The 23,034-nt window shown below is 61.9% G+C and carries 32 protein-coding genes; 29 read left to right on the top strand and 3 right to left on the bottom strand.

Features of this window, described 5'->3' with window-relative positions:
• A complete protein-coding gene (locus ACODS2_RS14130) occupies nucleotides 1-408 on the top strand; it encodes an NUDIX hydrolase (protein ID WP_488999400.1) in 408 nt (135 codons plus the stop codon).
• Nucleotides 409-429: 21 nt separating this feature from the next.
• Nucleotides 430-657 (top strand): hypothetical protein, encoded by a 228-nt coding sequence (locus tag ACODS2_RS14125; RefSeq protein ID WP_488999399.1) that lies wholly within the window; start codon nucleotides 430-432, stop codon nucleotides 655-657.
• On the opposite strand, the gene ACODS2_RS14120 is transcribed toward ACODS2_RS14125, so the two are convergent.
• Entirely contained in the window at nucleotides 654-878 is a 225-nt protein-coding gene (locus ACODS2_RS14120) for a hypothetical protein (protein ID WP_298165095.1), read from the bottom strand. The genes ACODS2_RS14125 and ACODS2_RS14120 overlap by 4 nt on opposite strands.
• Nucleotides 879-895: 17 nt before the next feature.
• On the opposite strand from ACODS2_RS14120, the gene ACODS2_RS14115 reads away from it, so the two are divergent.
• The 12 genes from ACODS2_RS14115 (at nucleotide 896) to ACODS2_RS14060 (ending at nucleotide 9,098) form a co-directional block, all read left to right on the top strand.
• Nucleotides 896-1,480, top strand: coding sequence for a hypothetical protein (locus ACODS2_RS14115; RefSeq protein ID WP_298165097.1), 585 nt, complete (start codon nucleotides 896-898; stop codon nucleotides 1,478-1,480).
• Nucleotides 1,481-1,506: 26 nt separating this feature from the next.
• The gene (locus ACODS2_RS14110; protein WP_488999398.1) at nucleotides 1,507-2,784 is read left to right on the top strand and encodes a DUF2213 domain-containing protein; all 1,278 of its coding nucleotides are present in this window, start codon (nucleotides 1,507-1,509) and stop codon (nucleotides 2,782-2,784) included.
• Between the two features lie 38 nt (nucleotides 2,785-2,822).
• On the top strand, nucleotides 2,823-3,323 hold the full coding sequence (locus tag ACODS2_RS14105) for a gp53 minor capsid family protein (protein WP_488999397.1): 501 nt from the start codon (nucleotides 2,823-2,825) through the stop codon (nucleotides 3,321-3,323).
• A 58-nt stretch (nucleotides 3,324-3,381) separates the two neighbouring features.
• Nucleotides 3,382-4,509 carry a DUF2184 domain-containing protein gene (locus ACODS2_RS14100; protein WP_488999396.1) on the top strand — a complete coding sequence of 376 codons (1,128 nt, stop codon included), beginning with the start codon at nucleotides 3,382-3,384 and terminating at the stop codon, nucleotides 4,507-4,509.
• 72 nt (nucleotides 4,510-4,581) lie between these two features.
• On the top strand, nucleotides 4,582-4,971 hold the full coding sequence (locus ACODS2_RS14095; protein ID WP_488999395.1) for a DUF4054 domain-containing protein: 390 nt from the start codon (nucleotides 4,582-4,584) through the stop codon (nucleotides 4,969-4,971).
• Nucleotides 4,968-5,489, top strand: a complete 522-nt coding sequence (locus ACODS2_RS14090) for a hypothetical protein (RefSeq protein ID WP_488999394.1) — start codon at nucleotides 4,968-4,970, stop codon at nucleotides 5,487-5,489. The genes ACODS2_RS14095 and ACODS2_RS14090 overlap by 4 nt, the downstream gene beginning before the upstream one ends.
• The gene (locus ACODS2_RS14085; RefSeq protein ID WP_488999393.1) at nucleotides 5,486-5,947 is read left to right on the top strand and encodes a hypothetical protein; all 462 of its coding nucleotides are present in this window, start codon (nucleotides 5,486-5,488) and stop codon (nucleotides 5,945-5,947) included. Before ACODS2_RS14090 ends, ACODS2_RS14085 begins: the two co-directional genes overlap by 4 nt.
• On the top strand, nucleotides 5,944-6,531 hold the full coding sequence (locus ACODS2_RS14080) for a phage neck terminator protein (protein ID WP_488999392.1): 588 nt from the start codon (nucleotides 5,944-5,946) through the stop codon (nucleotides 6,529-6,531). The genes ACODS2_RS14085 and ACODS2_RS14080 overlap by 4 nt, the downstream gene beginning before the upstream one ends.
• A gap of 18 nt (nucleotides 6,532-6,549) precedes the next feature.
• Complete coding sequence (locus ACODS2_RS14075; RefSeq protein ID WP_488999391.1) at nucleotides 6,550-8,034, top strand: DUF3383 domain-containing protein; 1,485 nt, start codon at nucleotides 6,550-6,552, stop codon at nucleotides 8,032-8,034.
• A gap of 13 nt (nucleotides 8,035-8,047) precedes the next feature.
• Nucleotides 8,048-8,515, top strand: coding sequence for a phage structural protein (locus ACODS2_RS14070; protein ID WP_488999390.1), 468 nt, complete (start codon nucleotides 8,048-8,050; stop codon nucleotides 8,513-8,515).
• Nucleotides 8,515-8,910, top strand: a complete 396-nt coding sequence (locus tag ACODS2_RS14065; protein ID WP_488999389.1) for a phage tail assembly chaperone — start codon at nucleotides 8,515-8,517, stop codon at nucleotides 8,908-8,910. Before ACODS2_RS14070 ends, ACODS2_RS14065 begins: the two co-directional genes overlap by 1 nt.
• A gap of 41 nt (nucleotides 8,911-8,951) precedes the next feature.
• A complete protein-coding gene (locus ACODS2_RS14060) occupies nucleotides 8,952-9,098 on the top strand; it encodes a DUF6889 family protein (protein ID WP_488999388.1) in 147 nt (48 codons plus the stop codon).
• Between the two features lie 193 nt (nucleotides 9,099-9,291).
• On the opposite strand, the gene ACODS2_RS14055 is transcribed toward ACODS2_RS14060, so the two are convergent.
• Nucleotides 9,292-9,786, bottom strand: coding sequence for a hypothetical protein (locus ACODS2_RS14055; RefSeq protein ID WP_488999387.1), 495 nt, complete (start codon nucleotides 9,784-9,786; stop codon nucleotides 9,292-9,294).
• Nucleotides 9,787-9,873: 87 nt separating this feature from the next.
• Entirely contained in the window at nucleotides 9,874-10,062 is a 189-nt protein-coding gene (locus ACODS2_RS14050; RefSeq protein WP_488999386.1) for a ribbon-helix-helix domain-containing protein, read from the bottom strand.
• 87 nt (nucleotides 10,063-10,149) lie between these two features.
• On the opposite strand from ACODS2_RS14050, the gene ACODS2_RS14045 reads away from it, so the two are divergent.
• From ACODS2_RS14045 to ACODS2_RS13975, 15 genes are all read left to right on the top strand, one after another.
• Nucleotides 10,150-10,272 (top strand): hypothetical protein, encoded by a 123-nt coding sequence (locus ACODS2_RS14045; RefSeq protein ID WP_488999385.1) that lies wholly within the window; start codon nucleotides 10,150-10,152, stop codon nucleotides 10,270-10,272.
• Nucleotides 10,272-10,757: a hypothetical protein gene (locus ACODS2_RS14040; RefSeq protein WP_488999384.1), complete on the top strand. Its 486-nt coding sequence runs from the start codon at nucleotides 10,272-10,274 to the stop codon at nucleotides 10,755-10,757. Before ACODS2_RS14045 ends, ACODS2_RS14040 begins: the two co-directional genes overlap by 1 nt.
• Nucleotides 10,758-11,336: a hypothetical protein gene (locus ACODS2_RS14035; protein ID WP_488999383.1), complete on the top strand. Its 579-nt coding sequence runs from the start codon at nucleotides 10,758-10,760 to the stop codon at nucleotides 11,334-11,336.
• The gene (locus ACODS2_RS14030; RefSeq protein WP_488999382.1) at nucleotides 11,333-11,794 is read left to right on the top strand and encodes a hypothetical protein; all 462 of its coding nucleotides are present in this window, start codon (nucleotides 11,333-11,335) and stop codon (nucleotides 11,792-11,794) included. Before ACODS2_RS14035 ends, ACODS2_RS14030 begins: the two co-directional genes overlap by 4 nt.
• Nucleotides 11,795-12,014: 220 nt before the next feature.
• Nucleotides 12,015-13,676 (top strand): hypothetical protein, encoded by a 1,662-nt coding sequence (locus ACODS2_RS14025; RefSeq protein ID WP_488999381.1) that lies wholly within the window; start codon nucleotides 12,015-12,017, stop codon nucleotides 13,674-13,676.
• Complete coding sequence (locus ACODS2_RS14020) at nucleotides 13,673-14,494, top strand: phage baseplate protein (protein WP_488999380.1); 822 nt, start codon at nucleotides 13,673-13,675, stop codon at nucleotides 14,492-14,494. The genes ACODS2_RS14025 and ACODS2_RS14020 overlap by 4 nt, the downstream gene beginning before the upstream one ends.
• A 7-nt stretch (nucleotides 14,495-14,501) precedes the next feature.
• Nucleotides 14,502-14,813: a phage baseplate plug family protein gene (locus ACODS2_RS14015; RefSeq protein ID WP_488999379.1), complete on the top strand. Its 312-nt coding sequence runs from the start codon at nucleotides 14,502-14,504 to the stop codon at nucleotides 14,811-14,813.
• Between the two features lie 2 nt (nucleotides 14,814-14,815).
• Nucleotides 14,816-15,736, top strand: coding sequence for a phage protein (locus ACODS2_RS14010; protein WP_488999378.1), 921 nt, complete (start codon nucleotides 14,816-14,818; stop codon nucleotides 15,734-15,736).
• A gap of 44 nt (nucleotides 15,737-15,780) precedes the next feature.
• Nucleotides 15,781-16,341: a Gp138 family membrane-puncturing spike protein gene (locus ACODS2_RS14005; protein WP_488999377.1), complete on the top strand. Its 561-nt coding sequence runs from the start codon at nucleotides 15,781-15,783 to the stop codon at nucleotides 16,339-16,341.
• Nucleotides 16,338-16,799 carry a contractile injection system sheath initiator gene (locus tag ACODS2_RS14000; protein WP_488999376.1) on the top strand — a complete coding sequence of 154 codons (462 nt, stop codon included), beginning with the start codon at nucleotides 16,338-16,340 and terminating at the stop codon, nucleotides 16,797-16,799. Before ACODS2_RS14005 ends, ACODS2_RS14000 begins: the two co-directional genes overlap by 4 nt.
• A gap of 14 nt (nucleotides 16,800-16,813) precedes the next feature.
• Entirely contained in the window at nucleotides 16,814-17,995 is a 1,182-nt protein-coding gene (locus ACODS2_RS13995) for a baseplate J/gp47 family protein (protein ID WP_488999375.1), read from the top strand.
• On the top strand, nucleotides 17,995-18,660 hold the full coding sequence (locus tag ACODS2_RS13990) for a DUF2612 domain-containing protein (RefSeq protein WP_488999374.1): 666 nt from the start codon (nucleotides 17,995-17,997) through the stop codon (nucleotides 18,658-18,660). The genes ACODS2_RS13995 and ACODS2_RS13990 overlap by 1 nt, the downstream gene beginning before the upstream one ends.
• Before the next feature lie 14 nt (nucleotides 18,661-18,674).
• A complete protein-coding gene (locus ACODS2_RS13985) occupies nucleotides 18,675-19,913 on the top strand; it encodes a hypothetical protein (protein WP_488999373.1) in 1,239 nt (412 codons plus the stop codon).
• A 9-nt stretch (nucleotides 19,914-19,922) separates the two neighbouring features.
• Entirely contained in the window at nucleotides 19,923-20,375 is a 453-nt protein-coding gene (locus tag ACODS2_RS13980) for a hypothetical protein (protein ID WP_488999372.1), read from the top strand.
• Nucleotides 20,376-20,444: 69 nt separating this feature from the next.
• On the top strand, nucleotides 20,445-23,033 hold the full coding sequence (locus tag ACODS2_RS13975; RefSeq protein ID WP_488999371.1) for a hypothetical protein: 2,589 nt from the start codon (nucleotides 20,445-20,447) through the stop codon (nucleotides 23,031-23,033).
• Nucleotide 23,034 lies beyond the last annotated feature (1 nt).

Here is a 23,034-nt window from a genome sequence, read left to right as displayed (position 1 = left end):
ATGCACGTCCATGTCTACCTCCGTGACAGCGGCGCCGAACTGGTGCGCGCGGCCGGAATCATGTGTGTGACCCGCGATGGCCGGATGCTGTTCCTGAAGCGTAGCGAGCGCGCAGGGGACCATCGCGGTACGTGGTGCTTTCCCGGCGGAAAGATCGAGGACGGCGAAAGCCCTGTCGAAGCCGCCCGGCGCGAAACCGGCGAGGAAGCGGGCGTCACTGCTGATTGGCCGCTGCGCCTGATCGATACCAGGTCGGGTTTCGCGACCTACCGGGCCGACCTCGCCGAACCATTCGAACCCCGCCTCAACGGCGAACACACCCACGCCATCTGGGCACTGCCAGATCAGGCACCATCACCGCTGCACCCGGGGGTGGCCGCCACGCTCGGCCATGTCGTCGCCGTGTAAGCGGCAAGGAAAGGAAGCATCATGTCGTCGATCAAGATCCTCACCGAAGCCGCCGCAGCCAAGCGCGAGAGCGCGCGCGGTCATATCGAGAAGTCGGAGCAGTTGCTCGCCCAGGCCGAAGAAGCACAGGCGCTCGCCGATGCGGACAATGCCGAGGCGGAGGCGATCGAAGCCGACATCGCGCTGATCAAGAACGGGGGTGCCGCACCGAAGCCGCGCGTGTTCGCGGGCAAGGGTGCGCAGGCCTAAGCCTCCAGAATCCATTTCCTGAAATCCAGCGCCTCGCGCGCCAGCTCAACCGGGTCGCCGTCCCCGTCCCTGATGCGGGTCAAATAGCCCCACAGGTATTCGATGTACTCGGCGGCATCGAACTCCACGAGATCCTCGGCCGCAAGGTCGGGAAGCTCGACAGCGTCCAGCGCGGCAATGGCCCGCAGCTGATCGACGATGTCATCCGGTGCATGCCTCATAGCAAAGGACGATACCCATGGCTCTTGCCGCCTACAAGCGGAAGGGTGCGATCCGTCGCGCCCTGCTCGACGCTACCGCATTTCTTCTCAACGGCCTGTCCGCGACGGTCACCCTCACCAAAGCCGGCGCGCCGACCAACGGCACGAACGGTACCGGAGCCGGTACCGCCCTGCCCGGCCATCTGCTGCTCGATAGCACTGCAGGCGTGGTCTACCAGAACACCGGCACGCAGGCTTCGCCCGTCTGGACACCGCGGTTCTCGCCGGTCGGCGATGCGCAAAGTGTCACCACCGGCATCACGGCCAGCACGACGCAGACGCTTGCCGGCGCGACGGCTCTGACCACCAAGCTCAACTTCGTCGCCACCTCGGCGAACTCAGGCGACGCGGTATCGCTGCCCGCGCTTGTACCGGGCCAGTCGGTCACCGTGTTCAATGATGGTGCAAACCCGATCAAGGTGTTCCCGGCTGCTGCCAACGTGCAGATCGATGGCGGCTCGGCGGGCGCAGCGGTCACGCTGACCAATGCCAAGCGCGCGACGTTCTTCTGCAAGAGCGCGACGGCGATTACGTCGGCGCAGCTCGGCGTCCCCAGCGCCTGACCATGACGGTCCAGCATGACCGGGCCATGGTGCTGGACCGTGGCTCGCAGGCAACTTACGCGCCGGAGCAGATCGGACGTACCCAGGCCTTCACGCCTGAGGGCTACCTGCTTTGCTCCGACGTGCGCATCGCCCGCACCGGTGCGATGCTCTACCGGCCCGAAGAGGTGCCCGAGGTTCGCCCGGCCGCCAACGGCCAGATGGTCGTCATCATTCGCGATGCCGACGTCCTGTTCGCGCCGGAGACCATCGCAAGCTTCAGCGGCAAGCCGGTCACCAATGATCACCCGCCGGCCCTGCTGAGCGAGACCGACACCCGCAAGTATCAGATCGGGGTGCTGCTCAATCCGCGTCGCGGCGAGGGCGTCGACTCCGAATACCTGATGGCCGACCTGCTCATCACCGATGCGGCCACAATTGCGCTGATCGTTGCCAGGAAGAAGCGCGAGGTCAGCCCCGGCTATGACGCCGAACTCGAAGAAGTGAAGCCGGGCCTGGGGCGCCAAACCTCCATTCTCGGAAACCACCTTGCCATCGTCGACCGCGGTCGGGGTGGCTCCACCTGCGCCATCCAAGACAAGGAGACTGATATGGCGAAGCCTCGCAAGATGTCCCTGATGGACCGCCTTCGGGCCGCCTTTCGGGACAATGATGAAACCGCATTCGAGAGCGCCCTTGCCGACGCACCGGAAGGCCTCACCGAAGAGCTGGACGGCGATGAGGGCGGTGTTCACGTCCACATCCACAACGCGCCTGCAGACCCGGTTACGCCTGCCGCCGCCGCGACCGTCGACACCGACGAAAACCCCTATGAAGCCCGCTTCAAGGCTCTCGAGGATGCGATCGCCGGCATGAGTGCCAAGTTCGACGAGATGGCCGCCGCTCGCGCCCCGAGCGATCCGGTTGTAGCGGTCACCGACGAGGACGCCGAGGAAGACGATCCGGCGGACAGCAAGGAAGTGATGGACGCGGCCGCCAAGGCCGAGATCATCTTTCCCGGCTACAAGACCGGCACAATGGACGGGCAGCCGAAGCGGCGCGCGATTACCGATATGCGCCGCGATGTGCTGACCCGCGCTCTGACGGACAGCGCCCGCAAGGCACCTGTCGAGGCAATCCTCGCCGGTGTCGATCTGGCCACCTCGAAGCCCGCGCAGGTCCGCGTGCTCTTCGACGCCGCCGCCGCCGTCGCAAAGGCGCACAACACGCGCCCGCGCGTCACCGCCATCCCGCAGGGGCCGATGACCGCCGCCCTCATGCAGGAGAAGATCGCAGCTCGCCGTGCCAAGGCGTCGGGTCGCTGATCGCACAGCCCACCACCTCCGAACGAAAGGAAGCCGACATGACGGCAATTACCACGCGGATGAACGTTGCCATTCCGGGCGCCGTCAGCCGCTCCTTCCCCGGCCAGGTGATCTCGCAGGAGATCATCGACACTGCCAACCCGCCTACCGCCTACGGCCAGCCCGTGAAGCTGGTCAACGGCAAGGTACGCACGCTTGCAAGCGGCGACGCAGCCGGCGTCATCTACGGGTATACGGTTCGCCCGTATCCCACGCAGGATGCTTCGGGTGCCACGTCGACGCTTGGGGGCGGCACTCCGCCCACCTCCGGTCTGATCGACATCATGAAGGTCGGATTCCTCGGTGCTACGCTCGCGAACGGCACGGCCGCGCGCGGCGCGCAGGCCTATGTCCGCACCACCGTCAACGGCGGTCTCGCGATCGGCGGCATCGAGGACAACACGACCAGCTCCGGCCAGGTTGCCCCCGCCCTGCTCACTTTCACGGGGCCTGCCGACGCGGCGGGCAACGTCGAGCTCGCGATCGGCATCCCGTACTGATCCACCCATCTGGCACCGGCCGAAATGGCCGGGCCGTTCTCCTGAGGAGACTGCAGTCATGAATACCCACCACCTGCGGGGGAGCGGTCCCGCCATTATCGTGCCGTCGATTGCGCTCGTCGCATCGGCCGCCGCACCTGCCATCGCCGCCGCGATCGCGTGGGGCGATAACCGCAAGGCCACTCGCTACCTGCGCGATGCGTTCCAGACCTTCGACCAAGCCACTATCGACAGCGCCGGTGCGTTCCTCGTCGGCGAACTCGAACGCCTTGACCCGATGATCCATGAGCCCCTGGTCGACATGACCTGGGATCGTGACATCGACCTGCGCACCGACGTGACCATGGGCGACGAGAGTTCGTCCTACACCACGTCGACGTTCGCCTCGACGGGCGGACCGTCGTCGAGCGGCATCAGCTGGGCCGGCAAGGAATCCACGACCCTGCCGCGCATCAACGTCGACATCGACAAGAAGGTGAACCCGCTCACGCTCTGGACCGAGACGGTGAGCTACACCATCACCGAACTGCTGAGCGCACAGCAGCTCGGTCGACCGATCGACAGCCAGATGCTTGCAGGCCTGAACCTCAAGCACCAGATGGACGTCGACCAGATGGTCTATGTCGGTGATCCGACCATCAGCGCGACCGGCCTCATCAACGGTGCGCTGGTGATCAACACCGGCAACGTCGCTGCGGGCGCCGCCACGTCGCTGCCGTGGATCACGAAGACGCCCGATGAGATCACGGCCGACTTCAACGAGCTGCTCGTGTCGGTGTGGGCCGCGACGGGCTACAAGGCCCCGCCGAAGAACGTCCTCATCGCGCCCAACCCCTTCGGTTACATCGCCACCACTAAGGTCTCCGAGGCGGGCAACGTCAGTATTCTGGATTACGTGAAGCAGAACAACGTCTTCACCGCCCAGAAGAACATCGAGCTGGAAATCTACCCGGTGAAGTGGCTCGACAAGGCCAACCTCAACGGTCCGGGCGGCGCGGCTGCGACCTACGACCGCATGGCCGCATACACTCGCTACGAGCCGTATGTTCGCTATCCGATGGTGCCGCTGCAGTCGATGCAGCCCCAGTACCGCGGCATCTGGATCGATGTCCCCTACTACGGCCGCCTTGGCCGGGTTGAGACCGTCTATCCGGAGACGATCGGCTACCGCGACGGCATCGGCTGATAGAGCCGGTCACCGACAAGAAGGCGGGGGCGTCCAGCGCGGCGCTCCCGTCGTTTTTCAGGACTTGGCCCGATGAGCTTCACCTACAGCGACTTCACCGCTGCTTTCCCGGAGTTCTCGGACACGGCGGCCTATCCTGAGGCCAGTTTCGATTTTTGGAAGGGCATCGCGGTCCTGCGTCTGCCCGCTGATCGCTGGGCCGAGCTGCTCGATCACGGGTCGATGCTGTTCGTGGCTCACAACATGGCGGTGCAGCGCCGCAACGCCAAAGCGGCCGCCAAGGGCAACACGGTGGGCGCGATCGAAGGGCCGACGACCGCCAAGTCGATCGACAAGCTGTCCAAGAGCCAGGACGCCTCGGCAGTCACGCTGGAAGGCGCGGGCGATTGGAACGCGACGACCTATGGTGTGCAATTCTGGCAGCTGGCTCAGATCGTCGGCGCCGGCGGCCTGCAGCTGTGAAGAATGTCAAGGTCACCTTGGACCGCACCGCCGCCGTCAAGTCTGCAATCAAGGCGTTGGTGCAGGATCGCGTACTGGTCGGCATCGCGTCGGAACACGCGTTCCGTGACCCCGACGACGAGGACCCAACTCCGCACCTGAACAATGCCGAGATCGGCTACCTGAATGAGTTCGGCGCGCCAGATGCAAATATCCCTGCACGCCCTCACCTAGTTCCGGGCACACAGAGCGCGCTGCCGAAGGTCGAAAAGATTTACCGCGATGCTGCTCCCAAAGCGCTCGACGGCGATGCGGCCGCTATCCGCGCCGCGCACGGCAAAGTGGGCTTCACGGTCACGTCGGCGGTCAAGGGCCTCATCACCGACGGTATCGATCCACCGCTGGCGGAACGGACCATCAAGCAGCGCAAGCGCCGCGGCCGCGATGGAGAGACACCACTGCTCGACACCGGCCAGTACCGCCGCAACATTGACTTCGTCATTCGCAAAGCCGGACAGGACAAGGCCACGCGCTCATGATCGACATGGACGAGCTGGTCGGCGACGACGATTTCTTCCAGCCCATGACTGTCTGGCGGCGCCAGATCGCCTACGACACAAGCGGCGCGGAAGTGATCACGCCGACGCTGATCAGCCCCGCCCCACTTGGCTCAATCCAGTCTGGCGCAAATCCGGAAATGCTTCGCCAGGCCAACCTGACCACGGCCGAGGATCTGATCACGATCTACACCGCCTTCCGCTTCTACCGCGAGGGCGAGTTCGCCAGCGACACTGGGCCGCTTCCGTTCGGACCGGTCGCGACAGACACTTACGGCAACGCGATCGAGCCTAGCGATCTGGAGCGGTTCAAGGCCGACACGGTCGTCTTTCAGGGCGATGTCTATCAGGTGTTCCTCGTGCAGGATTGGACGACCTACGGAGCCGGTTTCGTCGAGGCACTGGCGCGCAAGGTGAACCGCGGGCGGGTCGCGCAATGAGCAATGACAGCAGTACGGGCGGCTATCTGCTGCCGACTGGCACCGCCCCGATCAACGACGAGGCGCTGGACGATCTATTCCGGGGCGTCATTTCGGCAGTGACGGGCCTCACGCCTCGCAACGTCGTGCGCCGGTTCAATGCGGAGCCGGGTGCACCGCCGCAGTTCGATGGCACATGGGCCGCCGTCGGCGTGCTCGCGATCGATGACGACGATTTTCCGTATCAGGTCATGCAAGCCGACAACACCTACAAGCTGGTCCAGCACGAAGTCCTGCAGGTGATGGCAAGCTTCTACGGCGCCAAGGCACAGCAGGCGGCGCGTGCGGCGCGGAACGGCCTTCAGATCGCTCAGAACCGCGAGGCGCTGACGGCGGCCGGAATCGTCCTTCAGGACGCCGGCAGGCCTGTCCGGGCCCCGGAAATGATCAACAGTCGGTGGGCCAATCGGATCGACGTCACCTTCACTTTCAAGCGCCAGACCGCAGACACCTTCGCGATCCTGCCCGTCGCGAGCGTGGTTGGCAGCATCAAGAACACCACCGGCACTCAGCTTCCGCTGAACACCGACAATCCGCCCCACTGACCTCCCGGAGGCTGACACATGACCACTGGACTTCCCGTCTCGCGGCTGATCACCGCAAGTGTGAACCTGACGCCTGCGGGTGCGCAGTATGCGAACATTGAAACCCTCCTGCTGCTCGGCGACTCCCCCGTCATCGACACTCTGACCCGGATCCGCAGCTACAATACGCTCGCCGGCGTCGCGGCCGACTTCGGCACCAGCGCGCCTGAATATGCCGCGGCCCAGCTGTTCTTCGGCCAGAGCCCGCAGCCGACGCAGCTATACATTGGCCGCTGGGCCCGCACCGCTACGGCGGGCGCGGTCTATGGCGCGCCGCTGACAGCGGCGCAGCAAGCGCTCGCTAACTTCACGGCGGTGACCTCGGGCGGGTTCAAGGTGCAGGTCAACGGCGGTTCGCTGACGGGCGTCACCGGGATCAACCTGTCCACCGCGACAAGCCTCTCGCAGGTCGCCTCGCTGATCACGACCGCACTGACGGGGGCTTCGCTCGCTGCAACCTGCATCTGGACGGGCAGCCAGTTTCAAATCGTATCGACCACGACCGGCACAAGCTCCGCGGTATCGCTGCTCCAGGCCCCGGCGAGCGGATCGGACATTTCCGGGTTGCTTGGCGGCACCGCTGCCGCAGGCGCATACGCCGTCGCGGGAATTGCGGCCGAAAGCGCGCTCAACGCGGTGGTCGCGCTCGATGCGCTGCCGACCTACTGGTACGGCCTCACTTTCGCGGCCGCGACGATGCCCAGCAATTCGGACTATCTCGCGGTCGCGGCCTTCATCGAAGCGACTACGCACATCTTCGGCCTGACCACGGCTGACGCAAATGCGGTCAACAGCGCGTCGAACACCGATATCGGTTCGCAGCTGATCGCAGCCGGGTACACGCGGACCTTCGGCCAGTTCTCGACCACCAATCCCTACGCGGTGATCTCGATCTTCGGCTCAATCCTCACGACCCAGTTCAACGGGTCGAACACCATGCCCACGGTCGCGTGGAAGGTGGAGCCCGGCGTGCCCTACGAGCCGCTGTCGCAGAATGCCGCGAGCGTGCTCGACACGAAGAGGTATTGCTACTTTGCCAATTTCCAGAACGGCGCTTCGGTTCTGGTGAACGGGTGCTGCTTCGGTCAGGCCTACATCGACGAGATCTTCGGGCTCGACTGGCTGCAGAACCGAATTCAGACCAACCTCTTCAACCTGCTCGCATCTCAGCCCAAGGTGCCGCAGACCGATCCGGGCATTCACCAGATCGTCAACGTCATCGACCAGTCGATGGAAGCAGCGATCACCAATGGCCTCGTGGCACCGGGTACTTGGCAGGCAGCGGGCTTCGGCCAGCTTCAGACCGGCGATACCTTGTCGACCGGCTACTACATCTATGCCCCGCCGATCTCGACCCAGAGTGCGCCGGACCGCGCCGCCCGAAAGTCGCCGCCGATCCAGGTGGCCGTCAAGCTCGCGGGCGCGGTCCACACCGTGAACGCCGTCCTCAACGTCAACCGCTAAGGAGTCCTGACCGATGGGATCCTACTCTTTCCAGAACGTCGTCGCAGGCATCGCGGGCCCCAACGGCAATATCCAGCTTGGTGCCGGGTCCGGGACTGCTGAAGGCGGCATTTCGGTGGCTATGCGCGCGGCCAAGAACACGCTGACGGTCGGCGCTGATGGTTCCGGCATGAACAGTCTCCACGCCGACAACTCAGGCACTGTCACCGTGCGCCTCCTGAAAACCTCGCCGGTCAATGCGCTGCTGATGTCGATGTACAACGCCGACAAGGCAAGTTCGATCGTCTGGGGCAAGAACGTGATCTCGATCCGCGACTACGCGCGCGGGGACCACGTCACTTGCTACGGCTGCGCCTTCCAGAAGGCACCGGACCTGACTTGGGACAAGGAAGGTGCAGTGGTCGAATGGACCTGGGATGCCACCCGGGTCGAAGAACGCCTCGGCACCGGCACGCCGGCGGCCGTGATCGGAGGTATCTGATGACCGCCGCCGAGGAAATCGAGGTCAACGGCCATAGCTACCGGCTGGCGAAGCTCGACGCGATGACGCAGTTCCATATCACCCGACGTCTAGGTGGTGTCCTCGCGGCGATCCGTGGTGGAGCCGAAAGCGGCGATATCTTCGCCGTCCTGATGCAGGCGATTGGCGAAATGTCAGACGCCGACAGCGAATACATCATCGCGAAGTGCCTCAACGGCTGCACTCGCCGTCAGGACGGTGACGCCGGTTGGGCCGCCGTGTTCCGCCACGGTCAGATCATGTTTGCGGACATATCGATGCCGGACATGATCCAGTTGGTTTGGGCCACGCTGCAGAGCAATCTCAGCGATTTTTTTACCGGCCTCCGCTCGGGTTCGCTCCCGGCGGCGAGCTGAGCTTCGCGCCGGTATCACTCCCCGACGGCGAGGACTGGTTGATGCAGCCGGTAGTCGAGGGGCTCTGCAAGTATGAGTCGCTGATTGATGGGTCGATTGGCTTGGTCGACGTCGCGCGGATGAACGACGCGATCTCGGTCCGGAACGAGAATCAGCGGCGGATGGAGGAAGCGGCGCGGCGGCGTTAGTCGTACATCTCGATCGTCATGTGTGTGAAGAAGTACTTGAATGACCAATAGAGCAGGTATGGGGCAAATAGGCCAAGTGTTGCGACACTCAGTATCATAAGTAACAGACTGATAAGGAAATATTCAAAAAAGTTTCCACGAAAAACGATCCTACCGTGCTTCATAAGATATCCAATACATGAGCAAAATTCGCCTAACACCCGGAAACAGTCATTTGACCTGAATATGATCTTGGAAGGTCTAGACCTTCTTCTACCTTCAATGCCATTTCAGCATTGCAGTAGGCGCGCTGTGCCGAGTATCGCCGGATCGGAACAAACTCATAAGTCGTTCCAAGGCCGCCAGTATTTCGCTCAAGCACGTAAGCACTTATAGTCGTTCGCGCCGGATCGTAGGTAGATGTTTCGATATGCCGTTCGGCTTGAAGCAACATGATTGTTGGCCTTCCCCTAAAACTTACTCTGGCAAATCGGACCGACTTAATCATGTCCTCGCCGACGTGCGGTTGATCCGTGATATGATCGCGCCCGTCGATGGTGGCGATGGAGCCGCGAACTGACACCGAATAGATATCATAGCCCCACGCGTTGCCGTTCTCACGCCACGCCAAGTCGATCGTGGCGTGTTGGCCGGGCCCTACTGCATCGCGGACAACATTCACTCCAGCTACAAGCCGGATAGGCATCATGGACTGAGCAAGCGCAGCGGCTGGCGCCAGAGCGAGAAGCACAGCAACAATTTTGCGCATACCTACCCCCGATTCTTCGGGGTGAAGCTACTTTGAGATGGCAGAGAGTCCAGCCTCGACTAACTGACGAATCGCCTCCGAAACCGAAACGTTTTGGGTTTCGGCGTACCGCTCAATCCGCTCTTTGAGGTCGTCAGCAAATCTGACGCCGATGCGGGGTGAGTGACCAGTAGCTGGCCGACCCCTTTTTTTATGTGGGACAGATATTGACGACATATTTTATGTGTGCCATATAAGTCGGGCCAGCGCAAGGAGCCTAACCCTTGCACCGGCCCTAACCACCGCGAACCCGAGGAGATCGCCGTGACTTCTTTCGTCTTTACCCCACTCGAAGCCCCTACGCCATCCATCCCGACCGACCCGGAGCGCGCTGCCACGATCCGCGAAATCATGCGCCAGCTGGTCAAGACCGGAGGGCGCAGCTGATGAGCGTTCAGGAAACACTCGCCCAGCGCAGCTCCTACGTTGCGCAGGCACTCGCCACGATGGGCGTCGATCCCGAATGGGACAAGCGCCTCACCGCATATCTGGCTGCGGAAGGCCTCGCTTTCGCGGACATGGAGTTCGGGGTGACGGCCGACGTTCTCGAAAAGGAGGCGCGGGCAAAGATCGATATCGAAATCGATTTCGGGAAGAACTTCACCCAGTACCCTGAAGCGATGACGCGCTTCAAGGAGGCCCAGCGCGAGACGGGCATCGTCGAAGAAGCACGCGTAGCCCAGTACCTGAAACCGTATTGGGATGCCGCGAGCAATCTGATGCACACTCCGGCGCCTACGCTCGCCGCCGCGCTGTTCAAGTCGAACATGATCTTCAAGGAAGATCTGTTCTGCGACGCTGGTGTCGGGCCGCTGGCGATGGGGGTCCTTGCTTCGGACTTCCACCGGCTTGGTTTGAAGGAGGCGGCATAAATGGCTGCCACCCAAAAGATTGAGCTTCCCGCGCTCCAGATCGAGCAGATCACGCTGATGCTGATCGGGGACAGCCCGCTGATCGTGCATGCCTGGTCCGAAAAGGCCAAGAAGCTGATGCTCGATAAAATGATGAAAAAGGCGACCAAAGGCCGGGAGACCAGAGACCCCGAGGCCGACTACCAAGCCTGTTTCTACCGCACCGACACCGGCGCCTATGGTTTTCCCGCCATCGGGGTGAAGGCGGCAATGGTTTCGGCGGCGCGCTATGTCGATGCGAAGATGACCGTCCTGCGCGGCGCCTTCCACATCGATGTCGAGATGTTGACAGTGATCGGCGAACCCCGCCCTCGGGAGGACATGGTCCGGGTTGGCATGGGCACGGCGGACATCCGCTATCGCCCGGAGTTTCCGGATTGGCGAATACCGGTCACCATCAAGTTCAACGCGAGCGCGATCAGCCCGGAGCAAATCGCCAACTTACTCAACGTGGCAGGCTTCGGCGTCGGCATCGGCGAATGGCGCCCGGAACGGAACGGCTCCTATGGCCGCTTCCATGTCGGGGGTGCGGACCAATGATCTACAAGTGGAAGGAAAGCCGCTCCTACGCGGTACCGGCGCAGACCGTTGGCACCGAACTTGAACGCATTCGCGAAAAGCATGCCGGTCGGCTCGATGCGGACATGGTCGTGCACTATGCCAAGTCGTCGAACCACCCGCTGCACGACCTGTTTGAGTGGGACGACAATGTCGCGGCGCAAAACTACCGGGTCGATCAGGCCCGGCAGGTGATCCGTTCGATTGAAGTCGTGGTCGAAGAGACGCCGAAGGCAAAACCGGTGCGCGCGTTCGTCTCGGTTGTGAAGGATCGGGAGCGAGGGTACACCTCGATCCGCGACGCGATGACGGACGCACAACTTCGCGCTCAGGTCGTCAAGCAGGCATTGACGGAACTGGAAGCGTGGCGGAAGCGCTACGCAGAGCTCGTGGAACTGGCGACGGTGTTTGCCGCGATCGACGAGGCTCGGGCCGCCTGAAAGGGCCCGAAACATGGCAGGCAAGTCCAGGTGGGGCTAGGTGAGGTAAGGTGGGTCTGGGCGGGGCATGGCCCGGCAGGCACGGCAAGGCCGGGCTAGTCAAGGCTAGGTTTGGCGCGGCAGGCATGGCAAGGCGCGGCTTTGCGGGGCTAGGCGCGGCATGGCCGGCAATCAACAAGGGCGGTCCTTCGGGGCCGCCCTTTTTCATTGGAACTGACTGATGGCCGACAATGTGATCCGCGAGTTTCTGGTCGGCCTCGGCTTCAAGGTCGACACCAAGAGCCAGAAGAAGTTCGAGGAAGGCCTCGATTTCGCCGCCACGAAAGCCGTCGCGCTCGGCGAAGCAATGTACGATGTCGCCAAGCAGGTCACGGCCGCCGTCGTCTCGATGGCCCAGGACCTTGACACACTGTACTGGCGAACCCAGCGCCTTGGCTCGTCCGCCGTCGATGTAAAGGCATTTGAATATGCGATTTCGCAGCTTGGCGGCAGTGCACAAGGCGCGAGGGCTTCCCTTGAGAACATTGCGGAATTTCTCAAAAGTTCGCCGGGCAACGTTGACTTCCTATTGCAGTACGGCGTTTCGCCGGAACACATCGGCAATGCCGAAAAGTCGCTGATCGATCTCGAGAAGACCTTTAAGCGCATGCCCTATTGGCAGGCCAAGAACATCGCCAGTGTGATCGGTATTGACCCGCTTACGCTTCAGGCGATGATCCGGGACACCGGAGAATTCGAGAAGCAACTTGAAGAGATGGCCAAGGCATCCGGCCTCAATTTCGACGAAGCGGCGAAAAAAGCCGCGGAGTTTCAGCAACGACTCAGAGAACTGCGAGAGCAGGCAAACACCACGTTTGAGGCAGCGCAGTTTGAGGTCTTGAAGTGGCTCCTGCCCAAGCTCAATGAGCTTGCGCAGATCGTGGAGAATATCAACAAGGGCAAAAATCTGACTGGCATTGCTCGCGATGTCAGGGACCTTGCGGACGGCGTCGGCGTTCTCCGCAAGGCAATCGATGATCTCAACAAGGCGTTTGGAGATCTCACAGCGGGCAGCGGGATCGGCAACTTCATAAGCGGCGTGACACGTGGATTCGCTGATATCTTTAAGTCCATCGGCTATCTTATTGAAGTGGTTGCAGACATAAAAAACGGCGACTTTTCCAAAGCCAAGAAGGATTGGTGGGCGTCTAGCATCGCGATGAACAATCTTGCAGCCGATGTAGTGCAAGCTGGCAGAGAGCTACTGCCGAGCTTTATGCGCCCGGATAATCTGACGCGTTATGCGATTCCCGGTGAAAGTGCTCCTGCCGCAGGCGGAGGCGGCGGTGCCAACGACAACACGCGAGGCGGCAGCAACGCGCCCGGCCGCCGAGGTCGCGGTACCCGCGCCGAGCGAAACAACAACCCCGGTAACATCAACGATGGATCGTTCGCGCGCAGCCAGCCCGGCTATGCCGGGAGTGACGGGCGGTTTGCCATCTTCGACGACGTGGCAAGCGGCCTGAATGCCATGGAACGGCTTCTCAAGAGCTACATGGCACGGGGCCGCGATACGATTGCCGAAATCATCGCGAAGTGGGCACCGTCGAGCGAGAACAACGTCGGCGCATATGTTGCGCATGTTGAGCAGCTAACTGGCATCGGCAGGTTCGACCAGCTGCAGATATCCGACCTCCAGCGGGTTGCTGCGGCCATGGCTCAGCATGAAGGCTTCCGTGGCCTCGGCGTATCGGGCGCGGGCCGGTCGGCCACCGTCAACCAAACCAACAACTACACCGTCAACAGCAATGCCGATCCGCGCGCCGTCGCGCACGAAATCGCGGCCAATCAGCACGACATCAACCAGCGCTTGGTCGCCAACTTTGGACTGATTGTGCAATGATTTCAAACACCGGCATCCTCCGCGTGTTCGGCGGTTTCATTGCCGAAGTGACGGTCCGTGAACAGCACAGCGATGATCTCACCATCACGACGCACCCGGTGGAACGCGGTGCACCAATCTCGGACCATGCCTTCAGGATGCCGGCGCTGCTCACGATCGAAGCCGGGTGGTCGGCAGCTGGCGCGTACGATCAGGCCAATTCGCTTAGGGCCGGCGCCAAGCCAAAGTCCAATTTCCAGAAGCTGACGGACGCCTACAACCAGATCCTGCCTGTCGTCGCCGCAACTGGCGGAAGCAGCGCTGTTACCAAGCTGTCGACTGCCTACAACACGATTGCGCTGGGCAACGCGCTGACTTCGCGGTCGTCGACGCAGAACCTGAACGACCTCTATGGCCAGATCGCGCCGGTGATCGACGAGTTCAGCCCGGAGGCTTCGGCAACGCTGGCAGGCATCGTCGCCACCATCGCCGCAACGCAGGATCAGCAAACCGGCATCGAGGACGGCGCGAAGCCGCTGCGCGACCTGTACGAGAAGCTGATCAGTCTGCAGCGCAGCGCCGAGCTCATCTCGGTTCAGACCGGCAAGCGCGCTTACGACAACATGCTGATCCGGTCGATAAGGACCCACACTGACCAGACTTCCGAAAACATTCTGATGATCACGGCTCAGCTTCAAGAGGTGCTGCTCGTCGAGACGGTCCAGACATCGATGCCAGCGACCGCGAAGAGAGCCGATCCTGCAGCCTCTGGCGGTGTGACGCAGAAGGGTACGAAATCGGCGGTCAGCTATTCCGGCCCGATCCCGACGTACGCGTGAGGCTTCAGTGGCAGCTTTCGAAATCCCCCTCACGGCAGAGCCGCAGACGTTCTCGATCCAGCTGCTTGGCAGCGCCTATCAGATGACCGTGCAGTGGCGGAACAACGCGCAAGGCGGGTGGGTGCTCGATATCGCGGATGCGACGGGGGCGCCGATTGTCTCCGGCATCGCGCTGGTGACGGGCACCGACCTGCTTGGCCAGTACGACTATCTCGGCCTCGGCGGTTCGCTGCTGGTGCTCAACAGTTCAGGCGGTGATGAGGCGCCCACATTCACCGACCTCGGCACCGATACGCATCTCGTCTTTGTGACAGGCTGATTATGGCCGCCCACAACCAATACATCCGCAAGGCGAGCCTGCTCGTTGGCGACGGAACGACGGCAGTTGACATGTCCAATCTGCACTTCTCGTTCCGCATCAAGCAGGCAGAAGTAGGCGTTCCACAGACGGCATCGATCCGGATCTACAACGTCTCGAACGTCACTTTTCAGCAGATCATTGAGTACTCCAAGGTCCAGATAAGCGCTGGGTACCAGCACGGCGCATTTGGGGTGATCTTTAATGGCGAGATCGTCCAGGCAAAGGCTGGTCGAGAAAACGCGGTCGATTCCTACATCGACATCATCGCCGCCGAGGGCTACCGGAGTTATCAGAAGCCGATTTTCGTCACGCTTGCTGCAGGATCAACCGTGCTCGACATGGCGAATGCCGCCGCCGCAGCTATGGGCCGCAAGCTCAACAATTTCACGAGCGAAAAGCCAGCGCAGTTGCCACGCGGTACCACTGCTTATGGTGCAGCACGACGCGTGCTGACCGATGCGGCGACCAAGATGGGGGCAATCTGGTACTTTTCGAATGAAGGTATTGACCTTGTCCCGGCCGACAGCCCCAAGAAAAAGGAGTCGGTGGTCTTGAACAGCGGCACCGGCATGATCGGCTGGCCTGAACAGACGCAGGACGGCATCAAGGTCCGCTGCTTGCTCAACCCAAACCTGACCCTTGGCGCGACGATCAAGCTGAACAACGCTTCCATTCAGGCGGCAACATTTGCCACCGCCTATCAAGCTCAAGCCGGGAACTACAGCCTGCCCCGGCCCAACCCTGATGGCACCTATCGCATGTACGTAATCGAGCACTCCGGCAACACACGGGGAAATGATTGGTATAGCGACTTGGTCTGCCTCTCGGTCGATCTCACCAATGCGGGCAAGACCGGCATCTTCCAAAGGTACCTGTTCTGATGGATCAGCGGCAGCGCCTCGGCGATCCGACAACAGCGCTGGCGATGGCAACGCGCGAGCGGCAGGCACAGATATGGACGGCCCTGCCCGGCATCATCCAGTCTTTCGATCCTGCAGCCATGACCTGCGAAGTGCAGCCCTCGATCCAAGGCACGCTGTCCGATCCAAAGACCGGCAAGGCCACCAGCGTGAACCTGCCGCTTCTTGTCGACTGCCCGGTACAATTCCCCTCCGGCGGCGGCGTCACGCTGACCTTGCCGATCGCTGCAAACGACGAGTGTCTGATTATCTTCGCCTCGCGCTGCATCGATGCCTGGTGGCAGAACGGCGGCATTCAGCCTCCGATGGTCTACCGCATGCACGACCTGTCGGATGGCTACGTCATCCCCGGCATCTGGTCGCAGCCCCGCGTGCTTTTCGGCGTGTCGACCTCCAAGGCGCAGCTGCGCAGCACCGACGGCTCAACGATGCTCGAGCTCGATCCGGGCAGTCAGCGCATCAACCTTGTCGCTCCCGGTGGGGTCTACATCAACGGCATCCATTTCGACGAGCACAAGCACAGCGGCGTCCAAGCCGGATCAGGAATCAGCGGAGGCCCGCAATGAGAGTTCGCGCGCTCGACGCCAACGGCGATATGACATTCGGACAAAGCGCCACGAACTTCCTGATCAATTCGCCGGCAGCGGTCGCGCAATGCATCAACACCCGGCTCGGCCTGATCAAGGGCGAGTGGTTTCTCGATACGACCGAAGGCACCGACTGGGGCGGTAAGATCCTCGGACGGCAGCCCAAGGCGGGTTACGACGCTGAAATCCGCCGCGTGATCCTCGGTACGCCGGGTGTGACACAGATTACCGCCTACTCCAGCGACCTGACCAATCGCGCGTTGGCGGTAAATGCGACGGTGCTGACTGCCTACAGCGCGCAGGCCCTTGCGCTCAGTGCGGCATTCGGCCGTGGGCAGCAGCCGGTCGCGCCGGTGACCGGTTTTCCTGTGGGGACCTCACCGTCTCTGGCGCTGCTCGACTTCACCTTCGTGCTTGATCAATCGGTTCTCGGATAAGGGCTACCGCTCCAGTGACAACCTATCCGCTGCAGACGTTGGGCGCTCAGGTGGGCCCGGCGGGCATCACTGCGCCCTCTTTCGACGACACGCTGCTCTCGCTTCAGGCGACCTATCAGCAGATCTATGGCGTCGATGCGGTCCTCACCCCGGACACGCAGGACGGGCAATGGGTCGCCGCCATTGCGCAGGCCATCGCCGACGTGAACGCTGGCGCGATTGCCGTCTACAACAGCTTCTCACCGAGCACAGCACAGGGCGTCGGCCTCTCTTCAGTCGTGAAGATCAACGGGCTTCGCCGGGAGACGCCCTCGAACTCCACCGCTCAGGCCCTGATCACCGGTACGGCAGGGACCGTCATCACGAACGGGCAGGTACAGGACACCGCAGGCAATGTCTGGAGCCTGCCGACAACTGTCACCATCCCGGAAGGAAGCTCGATCACAGTTACGGCAACGGCGGCACAGTTGGGCTCGATCTCGGCTGCGATCGGGACGATCACCAAAATCCTGACGCCGACGCGGGGCTGGATCTCGGTAACCAACACCGCAGCGGCCTCACCTGGTGCGCCGGTCGAAAAGGACGCGACGCTGCGTCAGCGGCAGGAACGCTCGACCAACCTCTCCGCGCGTACCCCGCTGTCATCCATCCTTGCAGCCGTCCGCAACATTCCCGGGGTCTCTCGCGCCGAAGCGCACGAGAACAGCACCGGTGTCACCGATACAGCCGGGGTTCCTGCAAACACGATCTGGCTTGTGGTCGAAGGTGGGGACAGCTTGGCGATCGCGGCTGCCATCGCCAACGGCAAGATCGGCGTCGCGACCTATGGCAGCATCGTCCAGACCGTGACCGATGAATTCGGCATTCCGTCCACGGTCCGCTTTGATCGGCCGACCTATCAACGGATCGTCACCAACGTCACGCTGAAGCCACTGGCCGGCTACACCGTGCAGACCGGCAACAACATCATCGCGGCGATCAACGCCTACATCAACGCGCTCGCAATCGGTGAAAGCGTGTTCCTGACACAGGTCATTGCTGCAGCCATCCAAGGCAGCGGCGCGCCGACGACGTTCAATCTGACGTCGCTCACGATGGCGGTCTATCCCGGATCGCCGGCGGCGGCCGACCTTCCGATGACATTCGATCAGGCCCCGCAGCAGGCGCTGGCAGACATCAATCTGGCGCTGATCTGATGGTGGGCAACGCGAGCCCCTACACCGGGCTGATCACATCAAGGCACGCGGACAAGCCGAATTTCATGGCGACTGTCGCAGCGTCAGTGCAGCCGTTCGCTGACACACTGGCGGCACTGAACAGCCTCAATGCTGCGTTCGATCTCGACCTCGCTCAAGGCCAGCAGCTTGACATCCTCGGCCAATGGATCGGGGTGAGCCGGTACGTCGCGAGCCCGCTCGATGGAGTCTACTTCAGCTTCGATGTCAGCGGTCTTGGTTTGGACCAGGGCGTGATCTGGAGTCCGGGTGAGCCCCTGACTGGCCTCATCGCGCTGCCGGATGACGTCTACCTTACCCTGCTGCGCGCAACGATCGTCGCCAATCACTGGGATGGCTCCATCCCCGGGGCATACACGGCGTGGCAAATCTTGCTTGGGCCGCAGGGCTACCAAATCCTGATCCAGGACAACGGCGACATGACCATGGTGCTGGCGCTGCATGGCACGCTGGTTGACCCGGTGTTCACACAGCTGTTCGCGGCCGGCGTGCTCAATCTGCGCCCGGCTGGGGTCGAAATATCCTACGTCATCCCGACCATTCCTGCCGCGCCCTTCTTCGGGCTCGATATCGAAACCGACTACGTCGCGGGGCTCGATTTCGGCGCCTTCGGCCAATTCACCTGACACTGGAGTAACTCATGCCCGCAAGCACGGATTTCCTGCCCTTCGCCACGGGGGCGGGTGCAAATGTCGTCTCTCAGGCGATTTATGCGGCCGACACCGCCGTCGCCAACGGGTTTTCGTCGGGAATCGCGTCGTCGGCAAAGTTCAACAAAGTGTTCCGCCAGGCCAGCTTTGTTGCTGCCGGCGTCGCAACGTGGATGGCAAACGCGCTCAGCACCAACATCCCGGATGACGGCAACCTCAACAATTTCGTTACCAATCTGGGGCTGGCAGTCAGGGCCGCGGCAACAAGCGGCAACTTCATTGCGGACACCGGTACCGTCAATGCACTCGTCGGCACGAGCTCGCCGGCGCCGACTGCCCTCGTCGCTGGTATGCAGGTCGCGATCCAGATCGCCAACACCAATACAGGTGCTGTGACCTTCAACTATGCGGGCCTTGGCGTGAAAAACGTCCTGTCCGAAGGCGGCGCGATGAAGGCAGGCCAGATGGTGGCGGCCCAGATCTACCTGTTGATGTACGACGGAACACAGTGGGAGCTGCTGAGCGTGGGTATCGACGTTCCGGCAAGCACAGCTCAGGCTGGCATCGTGGTACTGGCAGCCAACAGCGACGTGACGGCGGGAACCAATACCTCGAAGGCTGTCACACCCCAAGGGGTGGCCAGAGCAGTCCAGAGCGGCGGCTACAGTTATGCGGCCGATACCGGGACCACCAATGCGATCGCCATTGCCCTGACGCCAGTTCTAACCGCCTACTCTGCCGGCCTCGCGGTCGACGTGAAAATGAATGCCACAAATACCGGCGCGACCACGATCAACGTCAACGGGCTCGGTGCCAAAACCGTTCAGTACAACGGTGCCGCGCTGACGGCCGGTCAGCTTGTGGCAGGTCAGATCTACTGCATGGTCTACGACGGTACGAACTTTCAGGTCTCTTCGCCTGTCGCTCTGGCAGTTGGCAGAGTTCAAGCTGCGGGCGAGATCGCACCTGCCAGCGGTTCGATCATCAAGGGCTTCAACGTCTCCTCGGTGACCTTCTCTGGCGGAATCATCACCGTGGCCTACAGCAACTCAATCACCAACCCAGTGCCGGTCGTGATCGGCGGTGACGCTGGCAACGGTTCGAGCTCGCAATCGGCGTTCTGGGGCAGCGGTTCCTCGAACAACAGCTCAGGCTTTTCCATCAACTTCGGCGTCGCTGGCGGCGGCGGTTCGATCACCAAGGCCACTTTTGTGACCGCTGGCCTCTAAGGAGCAGACATGGCGCAGATCATTTGGAAACTTCCTTCGGGCGGCATCGCGATCACAACTCTTGTCGATGCGACCGACGCCAAGGCTGAGGCGGCTAAGCTGCTCGAGAACGGCCTTGTCGCAGCTGACTGGACAGTCGACCACGTTCGTGGCGACGAGCACCATTTCGTGGTCGAGGACGTGGCGTTCTTCGAAGCGTTGACCGCCGGCGACGGCCAAATCACCCTCGACATGGACAAAGCCCGCGATATCTGGCGCGGCAAGCTCCGAGAGGCCCGTGCGCCCAAGCTCACCGAGCTTGATGTCGCATGGCAGCGTGCCGACGAGGATGGTGACGAGGTCGCAAAAAAGAAGGTGGTCGCCTCGAAGAAGGCTCTACGCGACCTGCCGGCAGATCCCGCCCTCACGACGGCAAAGTCCGTAGCGGACCTCCGCGCATTCTGGCCCGATATCCTGACCTGATCAGCTGTCGCCGCATCGATTTCATGACCCCGCTTCTGCGGGGTTTTTTATTGCCAGGATCTTCGAGAAATGACGAATTTTCAGCCCGGCAAGGTACTCACGGCTGCCGAACTTAACACGGCGCTCGCCAACTACGTCCCCATTTCGGCACTAACGGCCACAGCTGAGGGTCAAGGCGGCGCGCTGGTCGGTCTTCAAACCGGTGATACGATTGAACAGTTCGTTGCCAAACTGCTGAGCGAGAATGGCGCGGATATCATCGGAGCCGCCGGAGAACCTTCAGTTCAAGCGTACTTTGATACGCTGGGGGCGACTGGTGGCGTGTCGAAGATCGGGCTTGCCAATAACCAGAAGCTCGATGTCCTCATTTCCGCAGGGCCCATTGTGTTCTCGCGCGAATATGGCAGCGGCGGCGGCGACGAGGCGACGCAAGTTGCCGCGATGATCACCAAGATGAATGTGGAGAACCGCCCGTTCATGGTGGACCGCCCAGTGTCGCTCTCGTCGCTTGCTACGATCAGCGGCTATTGCGCGATCCTGCGGGATGGCGACGGCCTGATCAACGTGACGAGCGGCTCAGCCGGACTGCTTGCCAGGGAGGCCTACACCACGGTCGGAAGCTGGACGGCGGCGCCAACGCTCGTGGAATTCCCTGCTGGTTCCGGCAGCTATATCACGGCGCTGACGATCGACTCCGGGGCCTATGCCGCGCTCTCTCCGGGTGACCCGGTTCGGATGTCTGATAGCGCCTGGAACCTCTTCCAGTACATCAATGGCGATGGTGTTCTGGTGGCCGATGGCGGGACCGGTGCTCTCACGAACCAGACCAACCTTGCCGAGACCGCGATCGTTATTGGCAAGGCTGGCAACACGATCTATCTCGACCGCGTACTTGGCGAGTGGAACCTCTACAGCAGCTCGGGCACGATCGCGAAACTGGGCAACAACCCGTGTCTGATCAATATTGCGATGAGCGGCGAGATCAGCACGGCGCGCGACCTGCTGCGGACGGATGGTTATGTCGACGCCGACATCGACGCGCGGATCGAAGCGAACTCATCGCGCGGGGTCATGCTGGTCGGCTGCATGGGTGCGCGTGTCCGTGCCAAGGTGCGCGATCTGCGGGATGATGAAGGTAACAATTCCTTCGGCTACGGTGTCTGCGTTGCGGCCGGCAGCACCGATTGCGCGATTGAGGTACATGCGCGCGGTGTTCGCCACGCCTATTCGGACATCATCGTTGGCACTGCCACCGGATTGACCCAGCCTGTGACTTTCAGCGGCGGTGTGGTGCGGCGGATCTCAGTGACCGGTGAGGGTATCAGCTGCACCGCCGCGACGTGGGACACGCACCCCTTCAGCGATCAGGTGCGCTTCGAAAACATCAAGGCATTCGGCACGCACAACACCGCCTCGCCAGGCCAACCGGATAGCGGTTTGAACTGCGCCATTCAGGTGCGCGGGACCAACGTGACCGTCGACGGGCTGGAAACCAACCTGCAGGTCGGCATCCGCTATGGCGTCGTGGCGTGCCGCAACAGTCGCCTCGTGGTGAGCAATTTCCGCCATCGCAATTCGATCCCTGATGGCGTTTCCACGACTTCGGCCAATTCGATCTATTCGTTCGTCGGCACGCGCTTCAGCGGCAGCGGCACGCACAAGGTCAACATCCGCAACTCCGACATGCATAACCTTATCTATGCGGGCGACGGTTGGAATTTCGTTTCCGTGATCGTCAGCGAAGTAAACATGGCCACCAGCACGTCGGGCTTCCCGGCGATGGTGACGGCATCTGGCACCGGCACGATCTCCGGCACGACGATGACGATCAGCAGCGGGGTTACCGGGTTGTACCTTCCCGGCATGGAAGTGACCTCCGGGGCGGCTGCGGGCACGCGCATCGTCAAGCAACTTACAAATGGAACCAGCGGAGGTGCTGCCGATTATCAGGTATCTATCGCGCAAACCGTGACCTCGACCACGCTCAATGCGCGGTTCACCACTTCCAAGACGGAATATGTTCGCACGGACATCCGCGAGCCTGCCTCGATGAATGTCTCGGGTGCGTTGGTCTTCGATCACTGCAAAATCATCAAGGCCAACACCAACGGTTTCATTGGCCTCGACGGCGGCAACCTGACTGTGCGTCATTCGTCGCTGGTGATCACTGGCAGCGGCTCGTCTGCGAACGCGGCATTCTGCTATTCCACCATCACCAGCGGCGCTTTCTCGTTCCAGTATGCGTACCTCTCGGTCGAAGATACGCGCGGTGAGCACAGCATCAAGCCTTTCGCCTATACTGGCGCCGGCGGCACGCAGACGATCACGGTCAAGAGCCTTGAACTGCGCAGCCAGTACAAGGGCGTGTCGAGCAAAGGCGATGCGGATGCGTCACTGCGTGTCGGCCGGGACAAGAAGTATCAGCGGATCGCGGGCAACCTTTCAAATAATCTGACGGCTGTTCGCACCTTCACACTTGAAACGCTTGATGCGGACGATGGCGACGAATTCATCATCTGGCACGATGCAGGCGGTGGTTTCAACGCGATCCTGAAGCAAGGTTCGACGACGCTTGCGACATTGGCGCAAAACCAGCGCGGTTGGTTCGTCTTCGATGGGCCGAACAACAAATGGCGCTACATGAACAAGGAGCCCTGAG

The organism is Novosphingobium sp. FG137 (genome assembly GCF_057809735.1).
The sequence above is the reverse complement of the archived record's forward strand: the minus strand, read 5'-3'. Positions and strand labels throughout refer to the sequence as shown.